Genomic DNA, 22,396 nt, shown 5'->3' on the forward strand with positions numbered 1-22,396 from the left:
TATACACTTGCCACTTTCCCCCAAGCCCCGTCACCCCAGGAGCCCGGCATGGCCTTCAACCTCCGGAACAGGCACTTCCTCAAGGAGCTCGATTTCACGCCCCAGGAGTTCCGCTTCCTGGTGGACCTCGCGGCCGCGCTCAAGGCCGCCAAGTATGCGGGCACCGAGCAGCCCCGGCTGCGGGGGAAGAACATCGCGCTGATCTTCGAGAAGACCTCCACCCGCACCCGCTGCGCCTTCGAGGTGGCCGCGCACGACCAGGGTGCCACCACCACCTACCTGGACCCGTCCGGTTCGCAGATGGGCCACAAGGAGTCCGTCAAGGACACCGCCCGGGTGCTCGGCCGGATGTTCGACGGGATCGAGTACCGCGGCCACGGCCAGGAGATCGTCGAGGAGCTGGCCGAGCACGCCGGCGTCCCGGTCTGGAACGGTCTGACCGACGAGTGGCACCCCACCCAGATGCTGGCCGACGTGCTGACCGTCACCGAGCACACCGCGAAGCCGCTCACCGAGGTCGCCCTCGCCTACCTCGGCGACGCCCGCTCCAACATGGGCAACTCGCTGCTGGTCACCGGCGCCCTGCTGGGCATGGACGTCCGGATCGTCGCCCCGCGCGCCCTGTGGCCCGCCGAGGACGTGCAGAAGGCGGCGCAGGAGCTGGCCGGGCGCACCGGTGCCCGGATCACGCTGACCGAGGACGTGGCGGAGGGCGTGGCCGGCGCCGACTTCCTCTACACCGACGTCTGGGTCTCGATGGGCGAGCCCAAGGAGGTGTGGGCCGAGCGGATCGCGCTGCTCAGGCCGTACCAGGTGTCCATGGACACCGTCCGGGCCACCGGCAACCCGAACGTGAAGTTCCTGCACTGCCTGCCCGCCTTCCACGACCTCGGCACCGTGGTCGGGCGGCAGATGTACGAGGCGACCGGGATGACCGAGCTGGAGTGCACCGACGAGCTGTTCGAGTCGGCGCACTCCATCGTGTTCGACCAGGCCGAGAACCGCCTGCACACCATCAAGGCCGTCCTGGTCGCCACCCTGGGGTCGTGAGGGGCGGGCGCTACCGCTCCAGCTTGACGCAGCCCACCCGGTCGCCCGCCGCGTGCGGGCCGACCGGGGTGCCCGCGTGCAGCACCAGCGAGCGCGCCTCGCCGGGCCGCGGCTGCCAGTCGACGGCGGTCGTGGCGGTGCCCGCGCCCCCGGCGTCGGTGCGCAGCACCAGCCGCAGCTCGTTGCGCTCGTTGGCGTACGCCGGGTCGGTGGACGGCTGCACCGGGTCGACCGCGTCCTGGTAGTGCGGCCCGGAGGCGGCCGGGTCGGCCCCGCAGGTGCCGGTGTGCAGGTGCACCGGGAACGTGTGGTCGGGTGCGAGGCCGGTGGCCGTCAGGGTGAGCACCGTGCGCCCGGGCTCCGAGCGGTCGGTGACGATCCGGGCGTGCGAGCCGTACGGGACCAGGTCCTGGGCGTAGCTGATCGCGGCCGGCGGGACGAAGGCGGTCGCCGGGTCGAAGGCCGCCTCCACGACGGAGACCGGTGGGGCGGCGGGGGCGAGCAGGGCCAGCGGCAGCAGGGCGGCGGCGAGCGGAGCGGGCATCGGTCGGGGCCTTCCACGGGCAGGGCGACGGTCACCCTGCTAACGCGGCCGGGCCGCCGGGGACACCCACGGGGTTCGGCCGCGCGGGGGCCCGGTCGGTCGTGGGGCCGCTGACCGGGCGCTGACCTGCGTCGAAACGCACCGGGGCATGCCTGCGGTGGTGATCGCGGCGGCATGCACTATGGTTTATCTCGACATCGAGATAACTGCCCCTTACGATATATCTCGACATCAAGATACTTGCCGAGAGGCGCTCGCCGGCGATGCGGCAAGGTAAGCCTAAGTAAGGCTGACCTTACCAGCGTGGCGGCCGGATATCGCACGAAGCACCCAGAAGGAGTCAGTCGTGTCCGCGAACAGCTTCGACGCCCGCAGCTCGCTGCAGGTGGGCGACGAGTCGTACGAGATCTTCAAGCTCTCCGCCGTCGAGGGTTCCGAGCGGCTGCCCTACAGCCTCAAGGTGCTGCTGGAGAACCTGCTCCGCACGGAGGACGGCGCGAACATCACCGCCGACCACATCCGCGCGCTCGGCGCCTGGGACGAGAACGCCCAGCCGAGCCAGGAGATCCAGTTCACGCCCGCGCGCGTGATCATGCAGGACTTCACCGGCGTCCCCTGCGTGGTCGACCTGGCCACCATGCGCGAGGCCGTCAAGGAGCTGGGTGGCGACCCGGCCAAGATCAACCCGCTGGCCCCGGCCGAGCTGGTCATCGACCACTCGGTCATCGCCGACAAGTTCGGCACCAAGGACGCGTTCACCCAGAACGTCGAGATCGAGTACGGCCGCAACAAGGAGCGCTACCAGTTCCTGCGCTGGGGCCAGACCGCCTTCGACGAGTTCAAGGTCGTCCCGCCGGGCACCGGCATCGTCCACCAGGTGAACATCGAGCACCTGGCCCGCACCGTCATGGTCCGCGGCGGCCAGGCCTACCCGGACACCTGCGTCGGCACCGACTCGCACACCACCATGGTCAACGGCCTGGGCGTGCTGGGCTGGGGCGTCGGCGGCATCGAGGCCGAGGCCGCGATGCTCGGCCAGCCGGTCTCCATGCTGATCCCGCGCGTCGTCGGCTTCAAGCTGACCGGCGAGCTGCCGGCCGGCACCACCGCCACCGACCTGGTGCTCACCATCACCGAGATGCTGCGCAAGCACGGTGTGGTCGGCAAGTTCGTCGAGTTCTACGGCGACGGCATCGGCTCCATCCCGCTGGCCAACCGCGCCACCATCGGCAACATGTCGCCGGAGTTCGGCTCGACCTGCGCGATCTTCCCGATCGACGCCGAGACCATCAACTACCTCAAGCTCACCGGCCGCGACGAGCAGCAGCTCGCCCTGGTCGAGGCGTACGCCAAGGAGCAGGGTCTCTGGCACAACCCGGCGCACGAGCCGGCCTACTCGGAGTACCTGGAGCTGGACGTCTCCACCGTCGTCCCGTCGATCTCCGGCCCGAAGCGCCCGCAGGACCGCGTGATCCTGGCCGAGGCCGCCGAGCGGTTCGCCGAGGCGCTGCCGACCTACTCCGCCGAGGCCTCGAAGCCGACCGCCGTCACCGCCCCCGACGGCTCGACCTACGAGATCGACAACGGCGCGGTCGTGATCGCCTCGATCACCTCCTGCACCAACACCTCCAACCCCTCCGTCATGCTGGGCGCCGCCCTGCTGGCGAAGAAGGCCGTGGAGAAGGGCCTGTCGGTCAAGCCCTGGGTCAAGACCACCCTGGCGCCCGGCTCCAAGGTCGTCATGGACTACTACGAGAAGGCCGGCCTGCTCCCGTACATGGAGAAGCTGGGCTTCAACCTGGTCGGCTACGGCTGCGTCACCTGCATCGGCAACTCGGGCCCGCTGCCCGAGGAGGTCTCGGCCGCCGTCAACGAGTCCGACCTCGCGGTCGTCTCGGTGCTCTCCGGCAACCGCAACTTCGAGGGCCGGATCAACCCCGACGTCAAGATGAACTACCTGGCCTCCCCGCCGCTGGTGGTCGCCTACGCCCTCGCCGGCAACATGAACATCGACATCACCAAGGACGCCCTGGGCCAGGACGCCGACGGCAACGACGTCTTCCTCGCCGACATCTGGCCGACCGAGCAGGAGGTCGCCGACACCGTCGCCGGCTCCATCGACGAGGCGATGTTCGACAAGGGCTACCAGGACGTCTTCGCCGGTGACCACCGCTGGCAGTCGCTCCCGGTCCCGACCGGCAACACCTTCGAGTGGGACGCCGAGTCCACCTACGTCCGCAAGCCCCCGTACTTCGAGGGCATGGCCAAGACCCCGAGCCCGGTGACCGACATCGCCGGCGCCCGCGTCCTGGCCAAGCTGGGCGACTCGGTCACCACCGACCACATCTCCCCGGCCGGCAACATCAAGCCGGGCACCCCGGCGGCGCAGTACCTGACCGCCAACGGCGTCGAGAAGCGTGACTTCAACTCCTACGGCTCGCGCCGTGGCAACCACGAGGTCATGATCCGCGGCACCTTCGCCAACATCCGTCTGCGCAACCAGATCGCGCCGGGCACCGAGGGCGGCTACACCCGCGACTTCACCCAGGCCGACGCCCCGGTGTCGTTCATCTACGACGCCTCGCAGAACTACCAGGCCGCCGGCGTCCCGCTGGTCGTCCTGGCGGGCAAGGAGTACGGCTCCGGCTCGTCCCGCGACTGGGCCGCCAAGGGCACCGCGCTGCTCGGCGTCAAGGCCGTCATCGCCGAGTCCTACGAGCGCATCCACCGCTCGAACCTGATCGGCATGGGCGTCCTGCCGCTGCAGTTCCCGGAGGGCGAGAACGCCGAGTCCCTCGGCCTGACCGGCGAGGAGACCTTCTCCTTCACCGGCGTGACCGAGCTCAACGAGGGCCGCACCCCGAAGACCGTCAAGGTCAAGGCGGTCGGCGCGGACGGGACCGGCAAGGAGTTCGACGCGGTCGTCCGCATCGACACCCCCGGCGAGGCGGACTACTACCGCAACGGCGGCATCCTGCAGTACGTGCTGCGCTCGCTCATCGGCTGAGCCCGGGTGAGTGACTGAGGGGGCCGGACCGCACACCGCGGTCCGGCCCCTTTTGCATACCGCGCCGGAAGCGGACGTCCTCTTGTGCGTTCCCCGGTCCATGGACTAAACCTCTGTGCCATCTGGTCCAGACCATTTGACGCCGCCTCAGAGAACGGGTCCGGTATGCCCACTCGCGCCTCAGCGCTGCTCGCCGCCACCACCGTCGCCGCCCTGCTCGTCGCCCCCACCGCCGCGAACGCCGCGGAGAGCGGCCACCACGGGCCCGCCCTGAAGGGCCAGCGGGTCGGCTACTTCACCCAGTGGGGCGCCGACAGCTCCGCCAAGCGCGTCCAGGACTCCGGCCAGGCCGCCAGGCTGACCGTGATCAACTACGCCTTCGGGAACGTCTCCGCGGACGGCACCTGCTTCGAGAGCAACGACTCCGGCCAGGGCGACGCCCACAACGACTACCAACGCGCCTTCTCCGCCGCCGAGTCGGTGGACGGCGTCGCCGACGCCCCCGGCCAGCGGCTCAAGGGCCACCTCAACCAGCTGCGCAAGCTCAAGGCGAAGAACCCGCAGCTGCGCACCGTCATCTCGCTGGGCGGCTGGAGCTGGTCCAAGTACTTCTCGGACGCGGCCGCCACCGACGCCGCCCGCAAGAAGTTCGTCTCCTCCTGCATCGACCTCTACCTCAAGGGCGACCTGCCGGTCCTGCCCGGCTCCCCGGAGGGCGGCGCGGGCGCGGCCGCCGGCGTCTTCGACGGCATCGACATCGACTGGGAGTATCCGGGCGGCGGCGGGGACGCCGGCAACGTGGTCCGCCCCGAGGACGGCCGCAACTACACCCTGCTGATGGCCGAGTTCCGCCGCCAGCTCGACGCGCTGAGCGGCCGGAAGGGCAAGCACTACCTGCTCACCGCCGCGGTCGCCGCCAACGAGACGGTCGCGGACCGGCTCGAACTGCCCGAGCTGAGCCGGTCGGTGGACTGGCTCAACCTGATGGCCTACGACCTGCACGGCCCCTGGGAGGGCAAGGGCCCGACCGACCACCAGGCCAACCTCTACTCGGACCCCGCCGACCCGGACGCCCGGCAGCGCAGCGCGGACGCCGCCGCCACCCACTACCAGGAGCGCGGCCTGCCCTCCCGGCAGCTCGTCCTCGGCGCCCCGCTGTACGGCCACGGCTGGACGGGCGTCGCCCCGGGCAAGCGCGGCGGCCTCCACCAGAGCGCCACCGCCGCCGCCCCGGACCACTCCTACGCCGAGCTCAACGCGCTGCCCGGCAAGGTGTACGTGGACCGCGACCACGGCGCGTCCTGGAAGTACGACGGCTCCACCTTCTACAGCTACGACACCGCCGAGGTGCTCACCGAGAAGGCCCGCTACGCGCGCTGGAACGACCTGGCCGGGGTGATGGTCTGGTCCCTGGACGGCGACGACGCCAAGGGCAGCGCGATCGCCGCCCTCGACCGCGGCCTGCGCCGGGACTGACCCCCGGAGGTCGGAGGGGCCCGCCGACACGCGGTAGGCGGGCCCCTCCGCAGTGGTGTCAGGCCCGGTCGCAGGCCTGGGCGCGCAGGGCGCGGGCCAGGTCGTCCCGGCGCTCCAGCACCAGCCGGCGCAGCGCCGGCGCGGCCTGCGGGTGGCCGTCCAGCCAGGTGTCCGCCTCGGCCAGGGTGTGCTCGTCGGTCTGGGCGATCGGGAAGAAGCCGCCGACGATCCGCATCGCGATCTCGATGGTCCGCTCCGCCCAGACCTTCTCCAGCAGCTTGAAGTACGGCGCCGCGTAGAGGGCGGTCAGGTCGCGCTGGGCGGGGATCGCGAAGCCCGCGCTGTTGGCCTCGACCAGGGCGCTCGGCAGCTCGTCCGAGTCGATCACCGCCGACCAGGCGGCGGCCTTGGCCTCCGGGGTGGGCCGGGCGGCCAGGCACTGGGTGTACTGGCGCTTGCCGCCGGCGGTGTTGTCGGCGGCCAGCTCCCCGGCGAGCTCCTCGTCGCCGGCCTGTCCGGCGGCGGCCAGGGCCAGCCACAGCGCCCAGCGCAGCTCCTGGTCGACCTCCAGGCCGTCGATCCGGGCGCTGCCGGCCAGCAGCCCGCGGACCAGGCCGAGGTGCTCGGCGCCGCCCGCGGTCTGGGCCAGGAAGCGGGCCCAGGCGAGCTGGTGGTCGCTGCCGGGGACGGCCCCGCGCAGCTCGCGCAGGGCGCCGTCGGCGAGCCGGCGGGCGCCCTCGGCGCGCCACTCGGGGGCGGCGTACAGGTCGACGGCGGTCTTGGCCTGGGCGTGCAGCGACTGCAGCACGCCGATGTTGCCCTCCTGGCCGGCGAAGCGCAGCACCAGGGCGACGTAGTCGCGGGCCGGCATCAGGCCGTCCCGGGTGAGGTTCCAGACCGCGGACCAGGCGAGCGCCCGGGCCAGCTCGTCGCGGATGTCGCCGAGGCCGGTGCGCAGGGCCTCCAGCGAGTCGGCGTCGAAGCGGATCTTGCAGTAGGTGAGGTCCTCGTCGTTGAGCAGGACCAGGTCGGGGCGCTGACGGCCGACGGCCTCGGCGACGACGGTGCGGGCGCCGGTGACGTCCAGCTCGATCCGCTCGGTGCGCAGCAGGGCGCCGTCGGCGTCCCGGTCGTACAGGCCGACGGCGATCCGGTGCGGGCGCAGGACATCGCCGTCCTGGAGGACGGCGAGTTCGGTGATCCGGCCCTCGGCGTCGGTGGTGACCTGCGGGGTGAGCGCGTTGACGCCGGCGGTCTGCAGCCAGGCGGCGGCCCAGCTCTTGAGGTCGCGGCCGCTGGTCTCCTCCAGCACGCCCAGCAGGTCGCCGAGTTCGGTGTTGCCGAAGGCGTGCCGCTTGAAGTAGCGGCGGGCGCCCTCGAAGAAGGCCTCCGAGCCGACGTAGGCGACCAGCTGCTTGAGGACGGAGGCGCCCTTGGCGTAGGTGATGCCGTCGAAGTTGAGCTTGGCGTCCTCGAGGTCGCGGATGTCGGCGGTGATCGGGTGGGTGGTGGGGAACTGGTCCTGCCGGTAGGCCCAGGCCTTGCGCTGGTTGGCGAAGGTGACCCAGGCGGAGGAGTAGCGGGTGCGGGCGCCGATCAGGCCGTAGGAGCCCATGAAGTCGGCGAAGGACTCCTTGAGCCACAGGTCGTCCCACCAGCGCGGGGTGACCAGGTCGCCGAACCACATGTGCGCCATCTCGTGCAGGACGACGTTGGCGCGGGACTCGTAGGCGGCGTCGGTGACCTTCGAGCGGAAGACGAACTCCTCCTTGAAGGTCACGCAGCCCGGGTTCTCCATCGCGCCGATGTTGTACTCGGGGACGAAGGCCTGGTCGTACTTGCCGAAGGGGTACGGGTAGTCGAACTCCTCGTGGAAGAAGTCGAGTCCGAGCTTGGTGACGCCGAGGATCTCCTCCGCGTCGAAGTGCGGGGCGAGCGAGCGGCGGCAGAGCGCGGAGAGCGGGATCTCCAGGGTGGTGCCGTCGGCGAGTTCGCGGCTGTAGTGGTCGGTGACCACGTGGTACGGGCCGGCCACCACGGCGGTGAGGTAGGTGGAGATCGGCTTGGTCGGCGCGAACTCCCAGGTGCGGGTGTCGCCCTGGGCGGTGACGTTCTCGTGCACGGCGTTGGAGCGCACGTCCCAGGCGGCGGGGGCGGTCACCGTGAAGGTGAACGGGGCCTTGAGGTCGGGCTGTTCGAAGGTCGCGAACACCCGGCGGGCGTCGGCCGGCTCGTAGTGGGTGTAGAGGTAGGTCTCGCCGTCGGCGGGGTCGACGAAGCGGTGCAGGCCCTCGCCGGTGCGGCTGTAGGCGCAGTCGGCCTCGACGGTGAGGACGTTCTCGGCGGCCAGCCCGTCGATGTGCACCCGGGCGCCGTCGTAGGCGGTGGCCGGGTCCAGGGCGCGGCCGTTGAGGGTGACCGAGCGGACGGCGGGGGCCAGCAGGTCGAGGAAGGTGGCGGCGCCGGGCCGGTCGCAGCGGAAGGCGACGGTGGTGGTGGAGCGGAAGGTGGCGGCCGCCGGGTCGGGGGCCGAGCTCACGTCCAGCCGGACGCTGTAGCCGTCGACGGCCAGGACGCCGGCTCGCTGCTGTGCTTCCTCGCGGCTCAGGTTCTTGCCCGGCACGGCGGTACTCCTTTGTCCGGCCCGCACGGTGGTGCGTGCGTGGATGGTGCGGATCGGTGCGCGGTGTGCATCGCGCACGCAGGGGCATCCTTTCACGCCCGCCCCGGCCGGTACCATTGCACAGCCCGTCGCGTCCGGGGCCGGAATCAGCGGCGGCGCGCGGGTGTTGGGGTCCGGGTGGGGGCGACACCCCCTGCCTCGGAACACCTCACGAAGGACGAGACCCAGTGACGACTGCCGCTGAGCGCAAGACCGCCGACTTCTGGTTCGACCCGGCCTGCCCGTGGGCGTGGATGACGTCCCGCTGGCTGATCGAGGTCCAGCAGCTGCGTCCGGTCGACGTGCGCTGGCACGTGATGAGCCTGTCGGTGCTCAACGAGCACCGCGACCTGCCGCAGAGCTACCGCGAGCTGCTGGACAACGCCTGGGGCGCGGTGCGGGTCTGCATCGCGGCCGCCCAGGAGCACGGCGACGAGGTGCTGGGCCGGCTGTACACCGAGCTGGGCCTGCGCTTCCACAACCAGGGCCTGCCGCAGAACCGGGAGACCGTCGAGGCCGCCCTGGTGGCCGCGGGCCTGCCCGTCGAGCTGGCGGACGCGGCCGGCACCGACGCGTACGACGAGGCCTTGCGCGCCTCCCACAAGGAGGGCATCACCCTGGTCGGCGAGGACGTCGGCACCCCGGTGATCGCGGTGGAGGGCGCGGACGGCGACCGGGTCGCCTTCTTCGGCCCGGTGGTCACCCCGGCCCCCAAGGGCGAGGCCGCGGCCCGGCTGTGGGACGGCACCCTGCTGGTGGCCTCCACCCCGGGTTTCTACGAGATCAAGCGCACCCGCACGGCCGGCCCGTCCTTCGAGTAGGCCCGGGCGGGCACGGCGAAGGCCCGGTACCCCGTGGGTACCGGGCCTTCGCCGTACGGGGCCTTCGCCGTCGTCCGTCAGCCGTCCGTCAGCGGGCCGCGGCCGCGTCCCGGCGCTGCTTGAGCAGCCCGGCCCCGCTCAGCAGGACGACCAGCACCCCGGCCGCGTACAGCTGCTGGCGGTTGCCCTCGGTGGTGGTCATCAGGGCGAGGATGCCGGCCACGGCGGCCGTCGCGACCCAGGTCAGGTACGGGTAGCCCCACATCTTCACGGTGAGCAGCTCGGGCGCCTCGCGCTCCAGCCGGCGGCGCATCCGCAGCTGGACGACGCAGATGAACAGCCAGACCACCAGGATGGCGACGCCGGTGGTGTTCATCAGCCAGGTGAACACGGTGTCCGGCCAGAACTTGGCGGCCAGCACGGCGCCGAAGCCGAACAGGCAGGAGGCCAGCACGGCCCGGCGCGGCACCCCGCCGGACACCTTGGCCAGCGCCTTGGGGCCCTGGCCGCGGCCGACCAGCGAGTACGCCATCCGGGAGGCGCCGTAGATGTTGGCGTTCATCGCGGACAGCAGCGCGATCAGCACCACCACCTCCATGATCGTCCCGGCCCCGGGCACCCCGAGGTGGCGCAGCACCGTGACGTACGGGCCGTCGGCGACGACCGACGGGTCCTTCCAGGAGACCAGGGTGACCACCAGGGCCATCGAGCCGATGTAGAAGATCGCGATCCGCCACACCGCGGTGCGCACCGCGTTGGCGACGTTCTTCTTGGGGTCGTCCGACTCGGCCGCGGCGATGGTGACCGTCTCCAGGCCGCCGTACGCGAAGACCGAGGCGAGCAGGCCGACGATCAGTCCGCTGACGCCGGTGGGCAGGAAGCCGCCCTGGCCGGTGAGGTTGGTGCTGCCGGGGGCGCCGGGGCCGATCACGCCGGCGACGCCGAGCCCGCCGATGACCAGGAAGGCGATGATCGCGGCGACCTTGACGGTGGCGAACCAGAACTCGAACTCGCCGAAGTTCTTCACCGCGGTGAGGTTGCTGGCGCAGAAGAAGACCATGAACAGGGCGACCCAGACCCAGGCGGAGACCCCGGGGACCCAGCCGTTGACGATCTTCCCGGCGGCGGTGGCCTCGGCGGCGACGCCGCAGCAGAGCATCACCCAGTACATCCAGCCGGCCGTGATCCCGGCCCAGGGGCCGATCTCCTTCTCGGCGTGCACCGAGAAGGAGCCGGAGGCCGGGCGGGCGGCGGACATCTCGCCGAGCATCCGCATGATCAGCATGACCAGCAGGCCGGAGAGGGTGAAGGCGAGGATGATCGCCGGCCCGGCGGCCGCGATGCCGGCGCCGGAGCCCACGAACAGGCCGGCGCCGATGACGCCGCCGAGGGCGATCATCGACAGGTGGCGCTGCTTGAGTCCGTGGCTGAGCTGCTGGCCACCGGACGGCGGGGGAGCCTCGGTGGTCCCGGGCGCCTGGGGCGCGGAGGTGGGGGCCATAGGGGTGGATCCAGACTGTGCGGAATGCGGCATGAGCTGTCCAATATCCGGGGACCCCGCTGTTCCTGCCAACGATGTCCGCCGCGGGCCCACCATGCGGACCGGGCGGTCACCGTGCGTGGCGACCGGTTCGCCGAGAGTCGCCCGGAGCCGGTTCCGACAAGCTTCGTGGGCGGTGCTTTGTCCGAAACCGTGGCATCGGCGCAGTGGATCACCGCGTAGGTTCACAGGTGTTCACTCACCTGGACCTCACGGAGGAACCCCGATGGCCACTGCCACCACCCCGATAGCGCGTCGCGCCGTCCTCGCCGACCTGCTGCCCGCCGCCTCGACCCGCCTCGGCACCCAGGTCCGCGACCTCGCCCTGGTGGTCGGCGGCGCCGCGCTGACCGGTGTGGCCGCCCAGCTGTCGGTCAACGTGCCCGGCTCGCCGGTGCCGGTCACCGGCCAGACCTTCGCCGCCCTGCTGGTCGGCACCGCGCTGGGCGCCCGCCGCGGCGTCGCCTCGCTCACGCTCTACCTGCTGGCCGGCGCGGCCGGCCTGCCCTGGTTCGCCGAGGGCACCTCCGGCTGGGCCATGCCGTCCTTCGGCTACGTGCTCGGCTTCGTCCTCGCCGCCGCCCTGACCGGCGCGCTGGCCCGCCGCGGCGCCGACCGCTCCCCGCTGAACACCGCGGTGACGATGGCGCTGGGCAGCCTGGCCATCTACGCCGTCGGCGTCCCGTACCTGGCGTTCAGCCTGCACGTCCCGCTGGCCCGCGCCGCCGAACTGGGCCTCTACCCGTACCTGGTCGGCGACGCGCTCAAGGCCGCCTTCGCCGCCGGCGCGCTGCCGCTCGCCTGGAAGCTGCTCGGCCGCCGCTGAGACCCGGACCCCCCGTTGTCGGGCCCGGGCGCACCCGCATGCCACACTCATGGCATGCGCGTGTACCTGGGCTCCGACCATGCCGGATACGAACTGAAGAACCACCTCGTGGAGTGGCTCAAGGGGGCCGGCCACGAGCCGGTCGACTGCGGGCCGCACATCTACGACGCCGAGGACGACTACCCGCCGTTCTGCCTGCGCGCCGCCGAGCGCACCGCCGCCGACGCGGACGCCCTCGGCATCGTGATCGGCGGCTCGGGCAACGGTGAGGCGATCGCCGCCAACAAGGTCAAGGGCGTCCGTGCGGCGCTGGCCTGGAGCGTGCAGACCGCCGAGCTCGGCCGTCAGCACAACAACGCCAACGTCATCTCCATCGGCGGCCGGATGCACACCGAGGACGAGGCCACCGAGTTCGTCGAGGTCTTCCTCAAGACCCCCTACAGCGGCGAGGCCCGGCACACCCGCCGGATCGAGATGCTGAGCGAGTACGAGACCACCGGCGAGCTCCCGCCGATCCCGGCCCACCACCCCCAGGGCTGATCCACCCGCCACCGACGGCCGGCCGCACCCTCCCGTGCGGCCGGCCGTCGCCGTCCGCGCGGCCCCCGGCGGCTGTGTCGTCGGCCACAGGCGCCCGCGCGCCCACGGCTGCGCACGCGGGGCGCACGCGCCGCCCGCCGGCGCCGTACGCCCAACCGGCGCACGCCTCCTGACGGCGTGCCCGCCACCGGCCCGATCGGCCGAAACCCGCTGAGCGGCCCGCGCGCCGGGGCCGCCGCCCGCCCCCGGACCGTCGACGCCGGGCCGCACCCGTGGATAGGGTCGGACCCCATGGCTGGCAGACCGCCGGGCGCACCGCCCCAGACGACTGCGACGAGGCCCGGCGCCGCCCCGGCGTCCGAGCCCGTGACGGCCCGGCTGCGCAAGAGGCTCCGCCGGGCCCGCCGAAGGCTGCGCACGGCCGGTGTCGACTACTTCCGCGGCGGCGCCGCCGACTGGCCGGTGCTCTGCGCGCTGGCCCTGCTCGTCCCGCTGATGATCCTGCTCAACATCTGGATCCCGGACTGGGCCCCGCCCACCACCCTGGTCCTGCCGATCCTGGCCGGCGCGCTGCTGCTGCGCCCCGGCTCCCTGGTGGTGCTGTACGCGCTGGCCGCCCTCGGGCTGTCCGCCGAGTCCGTGATCCACACCGGCCAGCGGGTCGCCAGCGACAACCCGGAGGCCTACGTCTACGGCGTCACCCCCGGCGCGGCCCTGGTGGTCGGCGCCGCCGGGGTCGGCGGCCTGCTGCTGGCCCAGTTCCGGGCCCGGGTCGGCGTCCCCTGGTGGGGCGGCTCCACCATGCTGTTCGACCTGCGCGAGCGGCTGCGGGTGCAGAGCCGGGTGCCCGAGCTGCCGGCCGGCTGGCACGCCGACATGGCGCTGCGCCCGGCCGGCGGCCAGTCCTTCTCCGGCGACTTCGTGGTGGCCGCCCGCACCGGCCCCGGCCAGCGGCTGCTGGAGGTGGTCCTCGCGGACGTCTCCGGCAAGGGCATGGACGCGGGCTCGCGGGCCCTGCTGCTGTCCGGCGCCTTCGGCGGCCTGGTCGGCTCGCTGCCCGCGCACGACTTCCTGCCCGCCGCCAACGGCTACCTGCTGCGCCAGTCCTGGGAGGAGGGCTTCGCCACCGCCGTCCACCTGGTGCTGGACCTGGACAGCGGCGAGTACGAACTGCTCTCGGCCGGGCACCTGCCGGGCATGCAGCGGCTGGCCGGCGAGGGGCGCTGGGAGATCAAGGAGGCCGAGGGCCCGCTGCTCGGGATCTACGACGGCGCCAAGTTCGACGGCGTGCGCGGCCGGCTGAACCGGGGCGACGTGCTGATGCTGTGCACCGACGGCATGGTCGAGGAGCCCGGCCGGGACCTCGCCGAGGGCATGGACCGGCTGATGGGGGAGGCCGACCGGCTGGTCCCCGGCGGCGCCCCGGGCAGCGGTGCGGGCGCGGCGGGCGCGCTGATCGAGACGGTCGCCCGGGACATCAACGACGACCGGGCCGTACTGCTGCTCTGGCGCGACTGAGGCGGCTGTCCGCGTCATGTGCCACCGGCAGGGCCGTCGTGTCAAGCCTGGCAGCTGATCTTCGGCCATATCGGACGGCCCGTCGGCTGAGCGGATCCGCGACCTCCGCTCCACGTCCCCGGGCGTTTCCCGGCCGCTCAGCAGCGCCCCGCCGACGATTCGTCAGAACGGCTCCGCTATCGTCCCGGTCGGCGGAAACTCGTCCCGCAGCGCAGAATGTCGACGTCGGGCCGACTGTCAGACCTTTACGCAATCGGCACGGTCGACCACACTGAGTCCGGGCGGGACTGTTCAGGATTCGGGGGATGGGGGGCGACACGTGCGGCACACCAGACAGCGGGCCGGTGCGCGTTCCTCGGCCGGCGCTGTGCCGGACGGTCCGCGATTCCGCCTCGGGACCGTCGGACAGGCCGGGGTCCGGCTTCGCAGGTGCCGCCGGGCGGCGGCGCCACGCTATGAAACGAGGAAGTGAGTCCGGGTGGCACTCTCCGTCTCCGCGCTGGTCCTGTTCGCGATCCTGTGCATCATCTTCATCCGGAACAAGCAGCTGAAGATCCCGCACGCGATCGTCGCCGCCCTGTTCGGCTTCATGCTGCACGAGACCACGATGGCGACCTCCATCAACTCCCTGCTGGCCAACCTGGCGCACAGCATCTCCAGCATCACGGGGGGCTGACCCGGCCGGGCCGGACGGATCCCTCGCGCCCCGGAGGCGAGCGGGCGAGCAGCAGCTACCGGCCGGCCCTCCGGGCCTCCCGCCAGCGGGCGAACAGTCCCCGGGGGCGCGTCGCCGCCGGGGCCGGGGCACGCGCCGGCACGGGTGCCGGGGCGCCCGTCGGCGCGGCCGGGGCCGGTGCCGCCCGCTCCGCCGTCAGCAGCACGAACAGCCGCGCCCAGCAAAGCCGTTCGCCGCGCGGCCAGTCCAGCGCGCGCAGCGCCGCGGAGGCCGCCTCCGACACCTCGCCGCCCACCCGGACCTCGGCGACGTCGTCGCCCGCCTTCCCGCCCAGGAAGAGCTTCACCCCGACCGGTCCCGGCCCGGTCAGCTCCCGCTCCAGGGCCGGCGCCAGCGCGGGCAGCACCCGGTGCTCGGCGAGCCAGGCCGCCAGGTGCTCGTTGCCGAAGCCGAACACCGCCGCCGGCCCCTGCACCGCCCGCCAGCCCGGGAGTTCGGGCAGGTTCGGGCGGTCGGCGTGGATCCCGCGCCCGTCGGCCAGCTCGACCAGCACCGAGGCGGTGGTGGTCGCCCACATCTTCACCGCGTTGGCGAGCTTCTCCTCCTCGGTCTTGCCGAGGCCGGGTGCGCAGTCCCACACCACCGGGGCGTCCGCCCGGCCCAGGTGGAGCACGAAGCCGAGGTCCACGTGCCCGGCGCCGCCGTCCTCCCCGGGGTGCTCGCGCACCGCCACCGCGGTGGTCCCGGGGCCGCGCACCACCTCGCCGTCCGGGTGGAAGTCCTGGCCCAGTCGTGCCATCTCCCGGACCACACAGCGCTGTATGACCGCCAGTCGCTCCTGCGGACCCACGGGACTCCTCCACTCCGGGAGCGCGGCGCCACGGGTCGCGCTCGAACTGCGCTCGAACGCCGCCGAGGCTATCGGCCCGACCGCCGTGCGGGAAACCGTGCGGACGCCTTCTCCCTGCGGTCGCGGAATTGTCCGGGATGCCCCACTTTGGGGAGCGGAACCCGACAGCCGCCCGCCTGGAGAGCCCGCATGGCCCGCACCGCCCCGACGCCCCCCGTGCCCCACCCGGCCGCCCTGGCGGACCTGCTCGCGGGCCCGGACGGCTCCGGCCTGGTCGCCGAGGTGGAGGCCTACCTCGCCTCGCTGCCCGCCCCCGCGCGCACCCCCGGACCGTACGTCTGCCGCTACGGGAGCGTCCTGCGCCCCTGGCACGCCGGCCACCCGGAGCCCCGGGCCACCCTGCTCGACCGGGCGCTGCGCCGCCCCGCCCGGCCCGTCCCGGTCACCGCCGCCGACCACCTGCGGCTCACCTCCCGCTACATCGGCGCCCACGGCTGGCTGCAGGGCGCGATGTGGGACGCCACCGGGCGGGTCTGCCTGCTCGGCGCCCAGGCCGCCGTCCTGGCGTACGGCTACGGCACTCCGGCGACCGTGCGGGCCGGCCGGGTCCAGCTGATGGAGGTGCTGCACGCCACCGGCCGCCCGGCGCGCTCCCCGGACGAGTACAACGACCGCCCCGCCACCCGGGAGGGCGACGTCCACCTGCTGCTCGACCGGGCCGCCGCCCGGGCCGCCCGGCTGGGGCTCTGAGGCGCCGCACGGGCCCGGGAACGCCGACGGCCCCGGTGCGCTGGGCGCACCGGGGCCGGGCCGGAAGAGCGGGTGACGAGAATCGAACTCGCGTGACTAGTTTGGAAGACTAGGGCTCTACCATTGAGCTACACCCGCGCGAAGCCGCCGACCGTTCCCGGTCGGAAGTTCGGGGGACAGCTTACCCGCTCCGGTCCCTCCCGTGCACACCGCACTCCGCGCGCACCCCCTTCCGCGATGCTCCCGCCGTGCCCCGAATAAGTCGACGAGCCGTACAGGCCCGGCGTGTACGCTTCCTCTCGGCACCACGGGGTGTGGCGCAGTTTGGTAGCGCGTCCGCTTTGGGAGCGGAAGGCCGTCGGTTCGAATCCGGTCACCCCGACAGTGCGGCAGGGTCTCGCCCACCGGGGCGGGGCCCTGTTCTGTTCGGGCGGTACGGTGGCGCCTGGCGTCCGCCTTTCGTGGTACCGGTAGGATGGGGCGCTGGCGGTAGTCCCTGTGGCGTCAACCCAGGTCAACCGCCCGAGGGCGAGGAGTCAAGCTCACCGTCCACCCACACGGGAGATGCAGCTCCAACCGCCCATCGCCCGTCTCGTCCGACCCACCCGTACCGGCTCCGGCCGGGCGTGCGGGCCGGGCGGAGACAACCTGACCGCAAGCCCCTAGGAGACCTAACCGTGAAGAGCGCCGTCGAGACTCTGAACCCGACCCGGGTTCGACTCACCGTCGAGGTGCCCTTCGAGGAGCTCAAGCCCAGCCTCGACGCGGCGTACAAGAAGATCAACCAGCAGGTCACGGTTCCGGGCTTCCGCAAGGGCAAGATCCCGGCTCGCGTCATCGACCAGCGCTTCGGCCGCGGTGCCGTGCTGGAGGAGGCCGTCAACGACGCCCTGCCGCGCTTCTACACGCAGGCCGTCGACGAGGGCAAGATCGAGGTCCTCGGCCAGCCCGACATCACCAACATCGAGGGTGTCGAGAAGATCGCCGACGGTGGTGACCTCAAGTTCACCGCCGAGGTGGACATCCGCCCGGAGATCACCCTGCCGGAGTTCTCCTCCATCGAGGTGACCGTCGACCCGATCGTCGTCTCCGACGAGGACATCGAGAAGTCCCTCGAGCAGCTGCGCGAGCGCTTCTCCTCGGTCAAGGACGTCGAGCGCGCCGCCGCCGAGGGCGACATCGTGGTCGTCGACCTGATCGCCAAGGTCGACGGCGAGGTGCCGGACGACGGCACCGCCACGGGCGTCAGCTACGAGATCGGCTCGGGCCGCCTCATCGACGGCATCGACGAGGCCGTGATCGGCCTGTCGGCCGGCGCGGAGAAGACCTTCGAGACCGAGCTCAAGGGTGGCACCCAGGCCGGCAAGACCTCCGAGGTCACCGTCACCGTCACGGCCGTCCAGGAGAAGGAGCTGCCGGAGCTGGACGACGAGTTCGCCCAGCTGGCCAGCGAGTTCGACAGCCTGGAGGACCTGCGTGCCGACTCCCGCAAGCGCCTGGAGCGCATGAAGGAGTACGACCAGGCCACCCAGGCCCAGGAGAAGGTCCTCGACGCGCTGCTCACGCTGGTTGAGATCGAGTACCCCGAGAAGCTCCTGAAGGACGAGATCGAGACCCGCAAGCACAACCTCGAGCACCACCAGCTCGAGCCGATGGGTCTGAACATCGACACCTACCTGGAGACCCAGGGCAAGTCCCGCGAGGAGTGGGAGGCGGAGATCGAGGAGCAGGCGAAGAAGGGCATCAAGACCCAGTTCGTCCTGGACCAGATCGTCGCCAACGAGGAGCTGGGGGTCAACCAGGAGGAGCTCACCGAGCACCTCATCCGCCGTGCGGCCGGCTCCGGCCTCACCCCGGACCAGTTCGCCCAGCAGGTCGTCCAGGGCGGTCAGGTTCCGCTGCTGGTCGGCGAGGTCGCCCGCGGCAAGGCGCTGGCCACCGTGGTCGAGGCCGCCAAGGTCGTCGACACCGAGGGCAACGAGATCAACTTCGACGACGAGGACGAGACGGCCGAGACCGTCGAGGCCGCCGCCGAGGAGAAGACCGAGGAGAGCACCGAGGCCTGAGTGCCCCGGTAGCACCCTGAGGCGCTGCAACGGGCCCGGACGCCGCTACGGCGTCCGGGCCCGTCGTCGTCCCACCGCGCACCCGGGTGCCCCCGCGACCCTGCGCTCACAGCGAACAGTTCTGCGTGAGGGATTCTGCGGCCGGGCCTGCGCGTTAGGGTCCTTGGACAGCAACAATCACGACGTGATACCCGGAAGCTGTGCGACACCGTGACGGCCGCCCGGCGACCGTCCACATCGACTGAGCAGGTGGCTAAGTGACGTTCCCGCAGATGCAGATGGGCCCGATGGCGCCGCACGCCGCCTCTGGTGACGTGCTCGGCGGCCTGGGTGACCAGGTCTACAACCGGCTGCTCAACGAGCGGATCATCTTCCTCGGCCAGCAGGTCGACGACGACATCGCCAACAAGATCACCGCGCAGCTGCTGCTGCTGGCCGCGGACCCCGAGAAGGACATCTTCCTCTACATCAACTCCCCGGGCGGCTCGATCTCGGCGGGCATGGCGATCTACGACACCATGCAGTACATCAAGAACGACGTCGTCACCATCGCCATGGGCATGGCCGCCTCGATGGGTCAGTTCCTGCTGACCGCCGGCGCCAAGGGCAAGCGCTTCTCGCTGCCGAACGCCAACATCCTGATGCACCAGCCCTCCGCGGGCCTCGGCGGCTCCGCCACGGACATCCGCATCCAGGCCGAGCAGCTGCTCCGCACCAAGAAGCGGATGTCCGAGCTGATCGCCTTCCACAGCGGCCAGTCCTTCGAGCAGATCACCCGGGACTCCGACCGCGACCGCTGGTTCACCCCGGAGGAGGCCCTGGAGTACGGCCTCATCGACGCGATCATGCACAGCGCCGCGGACGTCCCCGGCGGCGGCGGCACGGGCGCCTGAGCCTCGGCCCGGCCCACGAGACCACAGCCACAACGCCCCGGAGGACAAGAACCCCCATGAACATCCCCAGCCTGTCGGCCGCCAAGGCCCGCGTCGAGGACATGCGCGCCGAGGGTCGCTACATCGTCCCGCGCTTCGTCGAGCGCACCACGCAGGGCATCCGCGAGTACGACCCGTACGCCAAGCTGTTCGAGGAGCGCATCATCTTCCTCGGCTCGCAGGTCGACGACGTCTCGGCGAACGACATCATGGCGCAGCTGCTGTGCCTGGAGTCGATGGACCCGGACCGCGAGATCCAGATGTACATCAACTCGCCCGGCGGCTCGTTCACGGCCCTGACGGCCATCTACGACACCATGCAGTACGTCAAGCCGGACATCACCACGGTCTGCATGGGCCAGGCGGCCTCCGCCGCGGCCGTGCTGCTCGCCGCCGGCACCCCCGGCAAGCGGATGGCGCTGCCGAACGCCCGCATCCTGATCCACCAGCCGTACACCGAGACCGGCCGCGGCCAGGTGTCCGACCTGGAGATCCAGGCCAAGGAGATCTTCCGGATGCGCGAGCAGCTGGAGCAGATGCTCTCCAAGCACTCCAACAAGCCGGTGGAGCAGGTGCGCGAGGACATCGAGCGCGACAAGATCCTGACCGCCGAGGAGGCCCTGGAGTACGGCCTGGTGGACCAGATCATCTCGACCCGCAAGACCTCGCTGACCTCCTGAGGCCGGTTCCGTCGGCGGGCGCTGTCACGGCATCTGTTCGGTATCAATTCGCCCAGGGCGTAGGGCAGACCCGGCGAAGAGGACGGAATCACGGGCCCGGCAGAGTACCGTCGGATAGCGAGACCGAGCGCCGTCGGCGCGGACGGTCCACAGCACCAGGCCCCGGAACCCCCGCGGGGCCCCTGGCGAAGGGGAAGCACCTCGTGGCACGCATCGGAGACGGTGGCGACCTGCTCAAGTGCTCGTTCTGCGGCAAGTCGCAGAAGCAGGTGAAGAAGCTGATCGCCGGCCCAGGCGTGTACATCTGCGACGAGTGCATCGACCTGTGCAACGAGATCATCGAGGAGGAACTCGCCGAGACCTCCGAGGTCCGCTTCGAGGAGCTCCCGAAGCCGCGTGAGATCTACGAGTTCCTGGACCAGTACGTGGTCGGCCAGGACCTCGCCAAGAAGGCGCTGTCGGTCGCGGTCTACAACCACTACAAGCGGGTCCAGGCGGGCGAGGCCGGCCGTAGCGGCGGCAACGGCCGCGAGGACGCGATCGAGCTGGCCAAGTCGAACATCCTGCTGCTGGGCCCCACCGGCTCCGGCAAGACCCTGCTGGCGCAGACCCTGGCCCGGATGCTGAACGTCCCCTTCGCGATCGCGGACGCCACCGCGCTGACCGAGGCCGGCTACGTCGGCGAGGACGTCGAGAACATCCTGCTCAAGCTGATCCAGGCGGCCGACTACGACGTCAAGAAGGCCGAGACCGGGATCATCTACATCGACGAGATCGACAAGGTCGCGCGCAAGAGCGAGAACCCGTCGATCACCCGCGACGTCTCCGGCGAGGGCGTTCAGCAGGCGCTGTTGAAGATCCTGGAGGGCACCACCGCCTCGGTGCCGCCGCAGGGCGGGCGCAAGCACCCGCACCAGGAGTTCATCCAGATCGACACCACCAACGTGCTGTTCATCGTCGGCGGTGCCTTCGCCGGCCTGGAGCGGATCATCGAGGGCCGCGCGGGTGCCAAGGGCATCGGCTTCGGCGCCAACATCCGCTCCAAGCGCGAGTCGGACGCCAGCGACCACTTCCGCCAGGTGATGCCCGAGGACCTGGTGAAGTTCGGCATGATCCCCGAGTTCATCGGCCGTCTGCCGGTGATCACCAGCGTGCACAACCTGGACCGCGAGGCGCTGCTGCAGATCCTCACCGAGCCGAAGAACGCGCTGGTCAAGCAGTACCGCAAGCTCTTCGAACTGGACGGCGTGGAGCTGGAGTTCTCCCGGGACGCGCTGGAGGCGATCGCCGACCAGGCGATCCTGCGCGGCACCGGCGCGCGCGGTCTGCGGGCCATCATGGAGGAGGTGCTGATGTCCGTGATGTACGAGGTCCCCTCGCGTCAGGACGTCGCCCGCGTGGTGGTCACCGGGGACGTCGTCTCCAAGCACGCCATCCCCACCCTCGTCCCGCGCGACATGATCAAGCGCGAGCGCCGCGACAAGAGCGCCTGAGTCCGGGCCGACGGCCTTCGGCCGGAGGCAGCGAAGGGGCCCCGCACCGGAATCCGGTGCGGGGCCCCTTCGTCACCGCGGGCCCGGGCGGGCCTACTTGGGCACCTCGGCGACCGCGCGCAGGTCGCGGGTGTCGACGGCGAGCTTGTCGATGTCGGGCTGGGTGCCGTCGTCGGAGCCCTTGAGCACCATGACGACGGTGCTCTTGTCGGCCCAGGCGCAGAGGGCCAGCTTGCTCTCGCCGCTCTGCGAGGTGGCGCACTCCATCTGGCCGCCCTTGGGGCCCGGGTCCACCGCGTGCCGGCCGCTGATCGTGCCGCCCGCGCCGGAGAAGCCGGCGAACATCTGGTCCAGCTCCTGCTTGGGCAGCAGCACCTTGCCGTAGACGCCGACCGCGATCAGCTGCGGGGTGGAGTCCGCGTCCTGGTAGACCCCGGCGACGCCGGTGGGCTTCCAATTGCCGTCACCCTGGCCGATCTTGGAGGTCAGCTCGTCCTGCAGCTTCCCGGTCACCGCCGGGTCGTCGTTGGCCTTGAGGTCCTTGAAGGTCGCCGGCATCACGAGCTTCTCGGTGCCGGTGCCGCTGGTCACGTTCCAGGCGAGGTAGCCGAACACGCCGATCAGGACGACCAGGACGGCGCCGACGGTGCCGAGCACGATCCACAGCGTGCGGCGCGACTTGCGCGGCGGCACCGGCGCGTACCCGCCGTAACCGGGGTAGGCCCCGGGCGCGCCCTCCGGGGTGCCCGGGTAGCCCGGGTAGCCGCCGGCCTCCGGCCCGCCGGGTGCGGGGTAGCCGGGCGGCGGGGCCTGCGGCGGGACACCGCCGTAGCCGGGGGCGGCCGGCGGCGGGGTCGCCGGGTACCCGGGCTGCGGCGGGGGCCCGTACGGGTTCTGGTCGGACATGCGGGACCCTTTCTGGGACGTCGCGCGTGGAGACCGCCGGGGGTACCGGCGGAGTGGTG

At 71.7% G+C, this 22,396-nt stretch carries 18 protein-coding genes and 2 tRNA genes; 14 read left to right on the forward strand and 6 right to left on the reverse strand.

Going from position 1 to position 22,396, the window contains the following annotated elements; genetic code table 11:
* The first annotated feature begins 48 nt into the window (after window positions 1-48).
* Window positions 49-1,050: an ornithine carbamoyltransferase gene (gene argF / locus ACFC1T_RS28635; protein WP_375893066.1), complete on the forward strand. Its 1,002-nt coding sequence runs from the start codon at window positions 49-51 to the stop codon at window positions 1,048-1,050.
* Between the two features lie 10 nt (window positions 1,051-1,060).
* On the opposite strand, the gene ACFC1T_RS28640 is transcribed toward argF, so the two are convergent.
* A complete protein-coding gene (locus ACFC1T_RS28640; RefSeq protein ID WP_375893068.1) occupies window positions 1,061-1,594 on the reverse strand; it encodes a superoxide dismutase family protein in 534 nt (177 codons plus the stop codon).
* 346 nt (window positions 1,595-1,940) lie between these two features.
* Here ACFC1T_RS28640 and acnA point away from each other — a divergent pair, with 346 nt between their 5' ends.
* Both acnA and ACFC1T_RS28650 read left to right on the forward strand, forming a co-directional pair.
* Window positions 1,941-4,601 (forward strand): aconitate hydratase AcnA, encoded by a 2,661-nt coding sequence (gene acnA, locus ACFC1T_RS28645; protein ID WP_375893070.1) that lies wholly within the window; start codon window positions 1,941-1,943, stop codon window positions 4,599-4,601.
* 165 nt (window positions 4,602-4,766) lie between these two features.
* Complete coding sequence (locus tag ACFC1T_RS28650) at window positions 4,767-6,077, forward strand: glycoside hydrolase family 18 protein (RefSeq protein WP_375893072.1); 1,311 nt, start codon at window positions 4,767-4,769, stop codon at window positions 6,075-6,077.
* Between the two features lie 58 nt (window positions 6,078-6,135).
* Here the strand turns inward: ACFC1T_RS28650 and pepN are convergent, their stop codons facing one another.
* Window positions 6,136-8,700 (reverse strand): aminopeptidase N, encoded by a 2,565-nt coding sequence (gene pepN / locus ACFC1T_RS28655; RefSeq protein WP_375893137.1) that lies wholly within the window; start codon window positions 8,698-8,700, stop codon window positions 6,136-6,138.
* 227 nt (window positions 8,701-8,927) lie between these two features.
* On the opposite strand from pepN, the gene ACFC1T_RS28660 reads away from it, so the two are divergent.
* Entirely contained in the window at window positions 8,928-9,560 is a 633-nt protein-coding gene (locus tag ACFC1T_RS28660; RefSeq protein WP_375893074.1) for a DsbA family protein, read from the forward strand.
* 88 nt (window positions 9,561-9,648) lie between these two features.
* Here ACFC1T_RS28660 and ACFC1T_RS28665 read toward each other — a convergent pair whose 3' ends face one another.
* Entirely contained in the window at window positions 9,649-11,061 is a 1,413-nt protein-coding gene (locus tag ACFC1T_RS28665; protein WP_375893076.1) for an amino acid permease, read from the reverse strand.
* Window positions 11,062-11,326: 265 nt separating this feature from the next.
* Here ACFC1T_RS28665 and ACFC1T_RS28670 point away from each other — a divergent pair, with 265 nt between their 5' ends.
* The 4 genes from ACFC1T_RS28670 (at window position 11,327) to ACFC1T_RS28685 (ending at window position 14,660) form a co-directional block, all read left to right on the forward strand.
* Window positions 11,327-11,926, forward strand: coding sequence for a biotin transporter BioY (locus tag ACFC1T_RS28670; RefSeq protein WP_375893078.1), 600 nt, complete (start codon window positions 11,327-11,329; stop codon window positions 11,924-11,926).
* Window positions 11,927-11,980: 54 nt separating this feature from the next.
* Window positions 11,981-12,466, forward strand: a complete 486-nt coding sequence (locus ACFC1T_RS28675) for a ribose-5-phosphate isomerase (RefSeq protein ID WP_375893080.1) — start codon at window positions 11,981-11,983, stop codon at window positions 12,464-12,466.
* Between the two features lie 291 nt (window positions 12,467-12,757).
* Window positions 12,758-13,984, forward strand: coding sequence for a PP2C family protein-serine/threonine phosphatase (locus ACFC1T_RS28680; RefSeq protein WP_375893082.1), 1,227 nt, complete (start codon window positions 12,758-12,760; stop codon window positions 13,982-13,984).
* Window positions 13,985-14,462: 478 nt separating this feature from the next.
* The gene (locus ACFC1T_RS28685) at window positions 14,463-14,660 is read left to right on the forward strand and encodes a hypothetical protein (RefSeq protein WP_188304780.1); all 198 of its coding nucleotides are present in this window, start codon (window positions 14,463-14,465) and stop codon (window positions 14,658-14,660) included.
* A gap of 55 nt (window positions 14,661-14,715) precedes the next feature.
* On the opposite strand, the gene ACFC1T_RS28690 is transcribed toward ACFC1T_RS28685, so the two are convergent.
* Entirely contained in the window at window positions 14,716-15,459 is a 744-nt protein-coding gene (locus ACFC1T_RS28690) for a DUF6348 family protein (RefSeq protein WP_375893084.1), read from the reverse strand.
* 240 nt (window positions 15,460-15,699) lie between these two features.
* Between ACFC1T_RS28690 and ACFC1T_RS28695 the strand changes: the two genes are divergently transcribed.
* Window positions 15,700-16,260 (forward strand): hypothetical protein, encoded by a 561-nt coding sequence (locus ACFC1T_RS28695; protein ID WP_375893086.1) that lies wholly within the window; start codon window positions 15,700-15,702, stop codon window positions 16,258-16,260.
* A gap of 67 nt (window positions 16,261-16,327) precedes the next feature.
* Here ACFC1T_RS28695 and ACFC1T_RS28700 read toward each other — a convergent pair.
* A tRNA-Gly gene (locus ACFC1T_RS28700) sits at window positions 16,328-16,398 on the reverse strand.
* 170 nt (window positions 16,399-16,568) lie between these two features.
* Between ACFC1T_RS28700 and ACFC1T_RS28705 the strand changes: the two genes are divergently transcribed.
* From ACFC1T_RS28705 to clpX, 5 genes are all read left to right on the forward strand, one after another.
* Window positions 16,569-16,642 (forward strand) — tRNA-Pro (locus ACFC1T_RS28705).
* Window positions 16,643-16,937: 295 nt separating this feature from the next.
* Window positions 16,938-18,326, forward strand: coding sequence for a trigger factor (gene tig / locus ACFC1T_RS28710; RefSeq protein ID WP_375893088.1), 1,389 nt, complete (start codon window positions 16,938-16,940; stop codon window positions 18,324-18,326).
* Window positions 18,327-18,604: 278 nt separating this feature from the next.
* On the forward strand, window positions 18,605-19,219 hold the full coding sequence (locus tag ACFC1T_RS28715) for an ATP-dependent Clp protease proteolytic subunit (RefSeq protein ID WP_329931219.1): 615 nt from the start codon (window positions 18,605-18,607) through the stop codon (window positions 19,217-19,219).
* A gap of 56 nt (window positions 19,220-19,275) precedes the next feature.
* Window positions 19,276-19,938: an ATP-dependent Clp protease proteolytic subunit gene (locus tag ACFC1T_RS28720; RefSeq protein ID WP_375893090.1), complete on the forward strand. Its 663-nt coding sequence runs from the start codon at window positions 19,276-19,278 to the stop codon at window positions 19,936-19,938.
* A 203-nt stretch (window positions 19,939-20,141) separates the two neighbouring features.
* A complete protein-coding gene (gene clpX / locus ACFC1T_RS28725; RefSeq protein WP_030283761.1) occupies window positions 20,142-21,431 on the forward strand; it encodes an ATP-dependent Clp protease ATP-binding subunit ClpX in 1,290 nt (429 codons plus the stop codon).
* Between the two features lie 93 nt (window positions 21,432-21,524).
* Here clpX and ACFC1T_RS28730 read toward each other — a convergent pair whose 3' ends face one another.
* A complete protein-coding gene (locus ACFC1T_RS28730) occupies window positions 21,525-22,337 on the reverse strand; it encodes a hypothetical protein (protein WP_375893091.1) in 813 nt (270 codons plus the stop codon).
* Between the last annotated feature and the right edge of the window lie 59 nt (window positions 22,338-22,396).

The organism is Kitasatospora sp. NPDC056076, assembly GCF_042266305.1.
In the GTDB taxonomy this organism is placed as follows: domain Bacteria; phylum Actinomycetota; class Actinomycetes; order Streptomycetales; family Streptomycetaceae; genus Kitasatospora.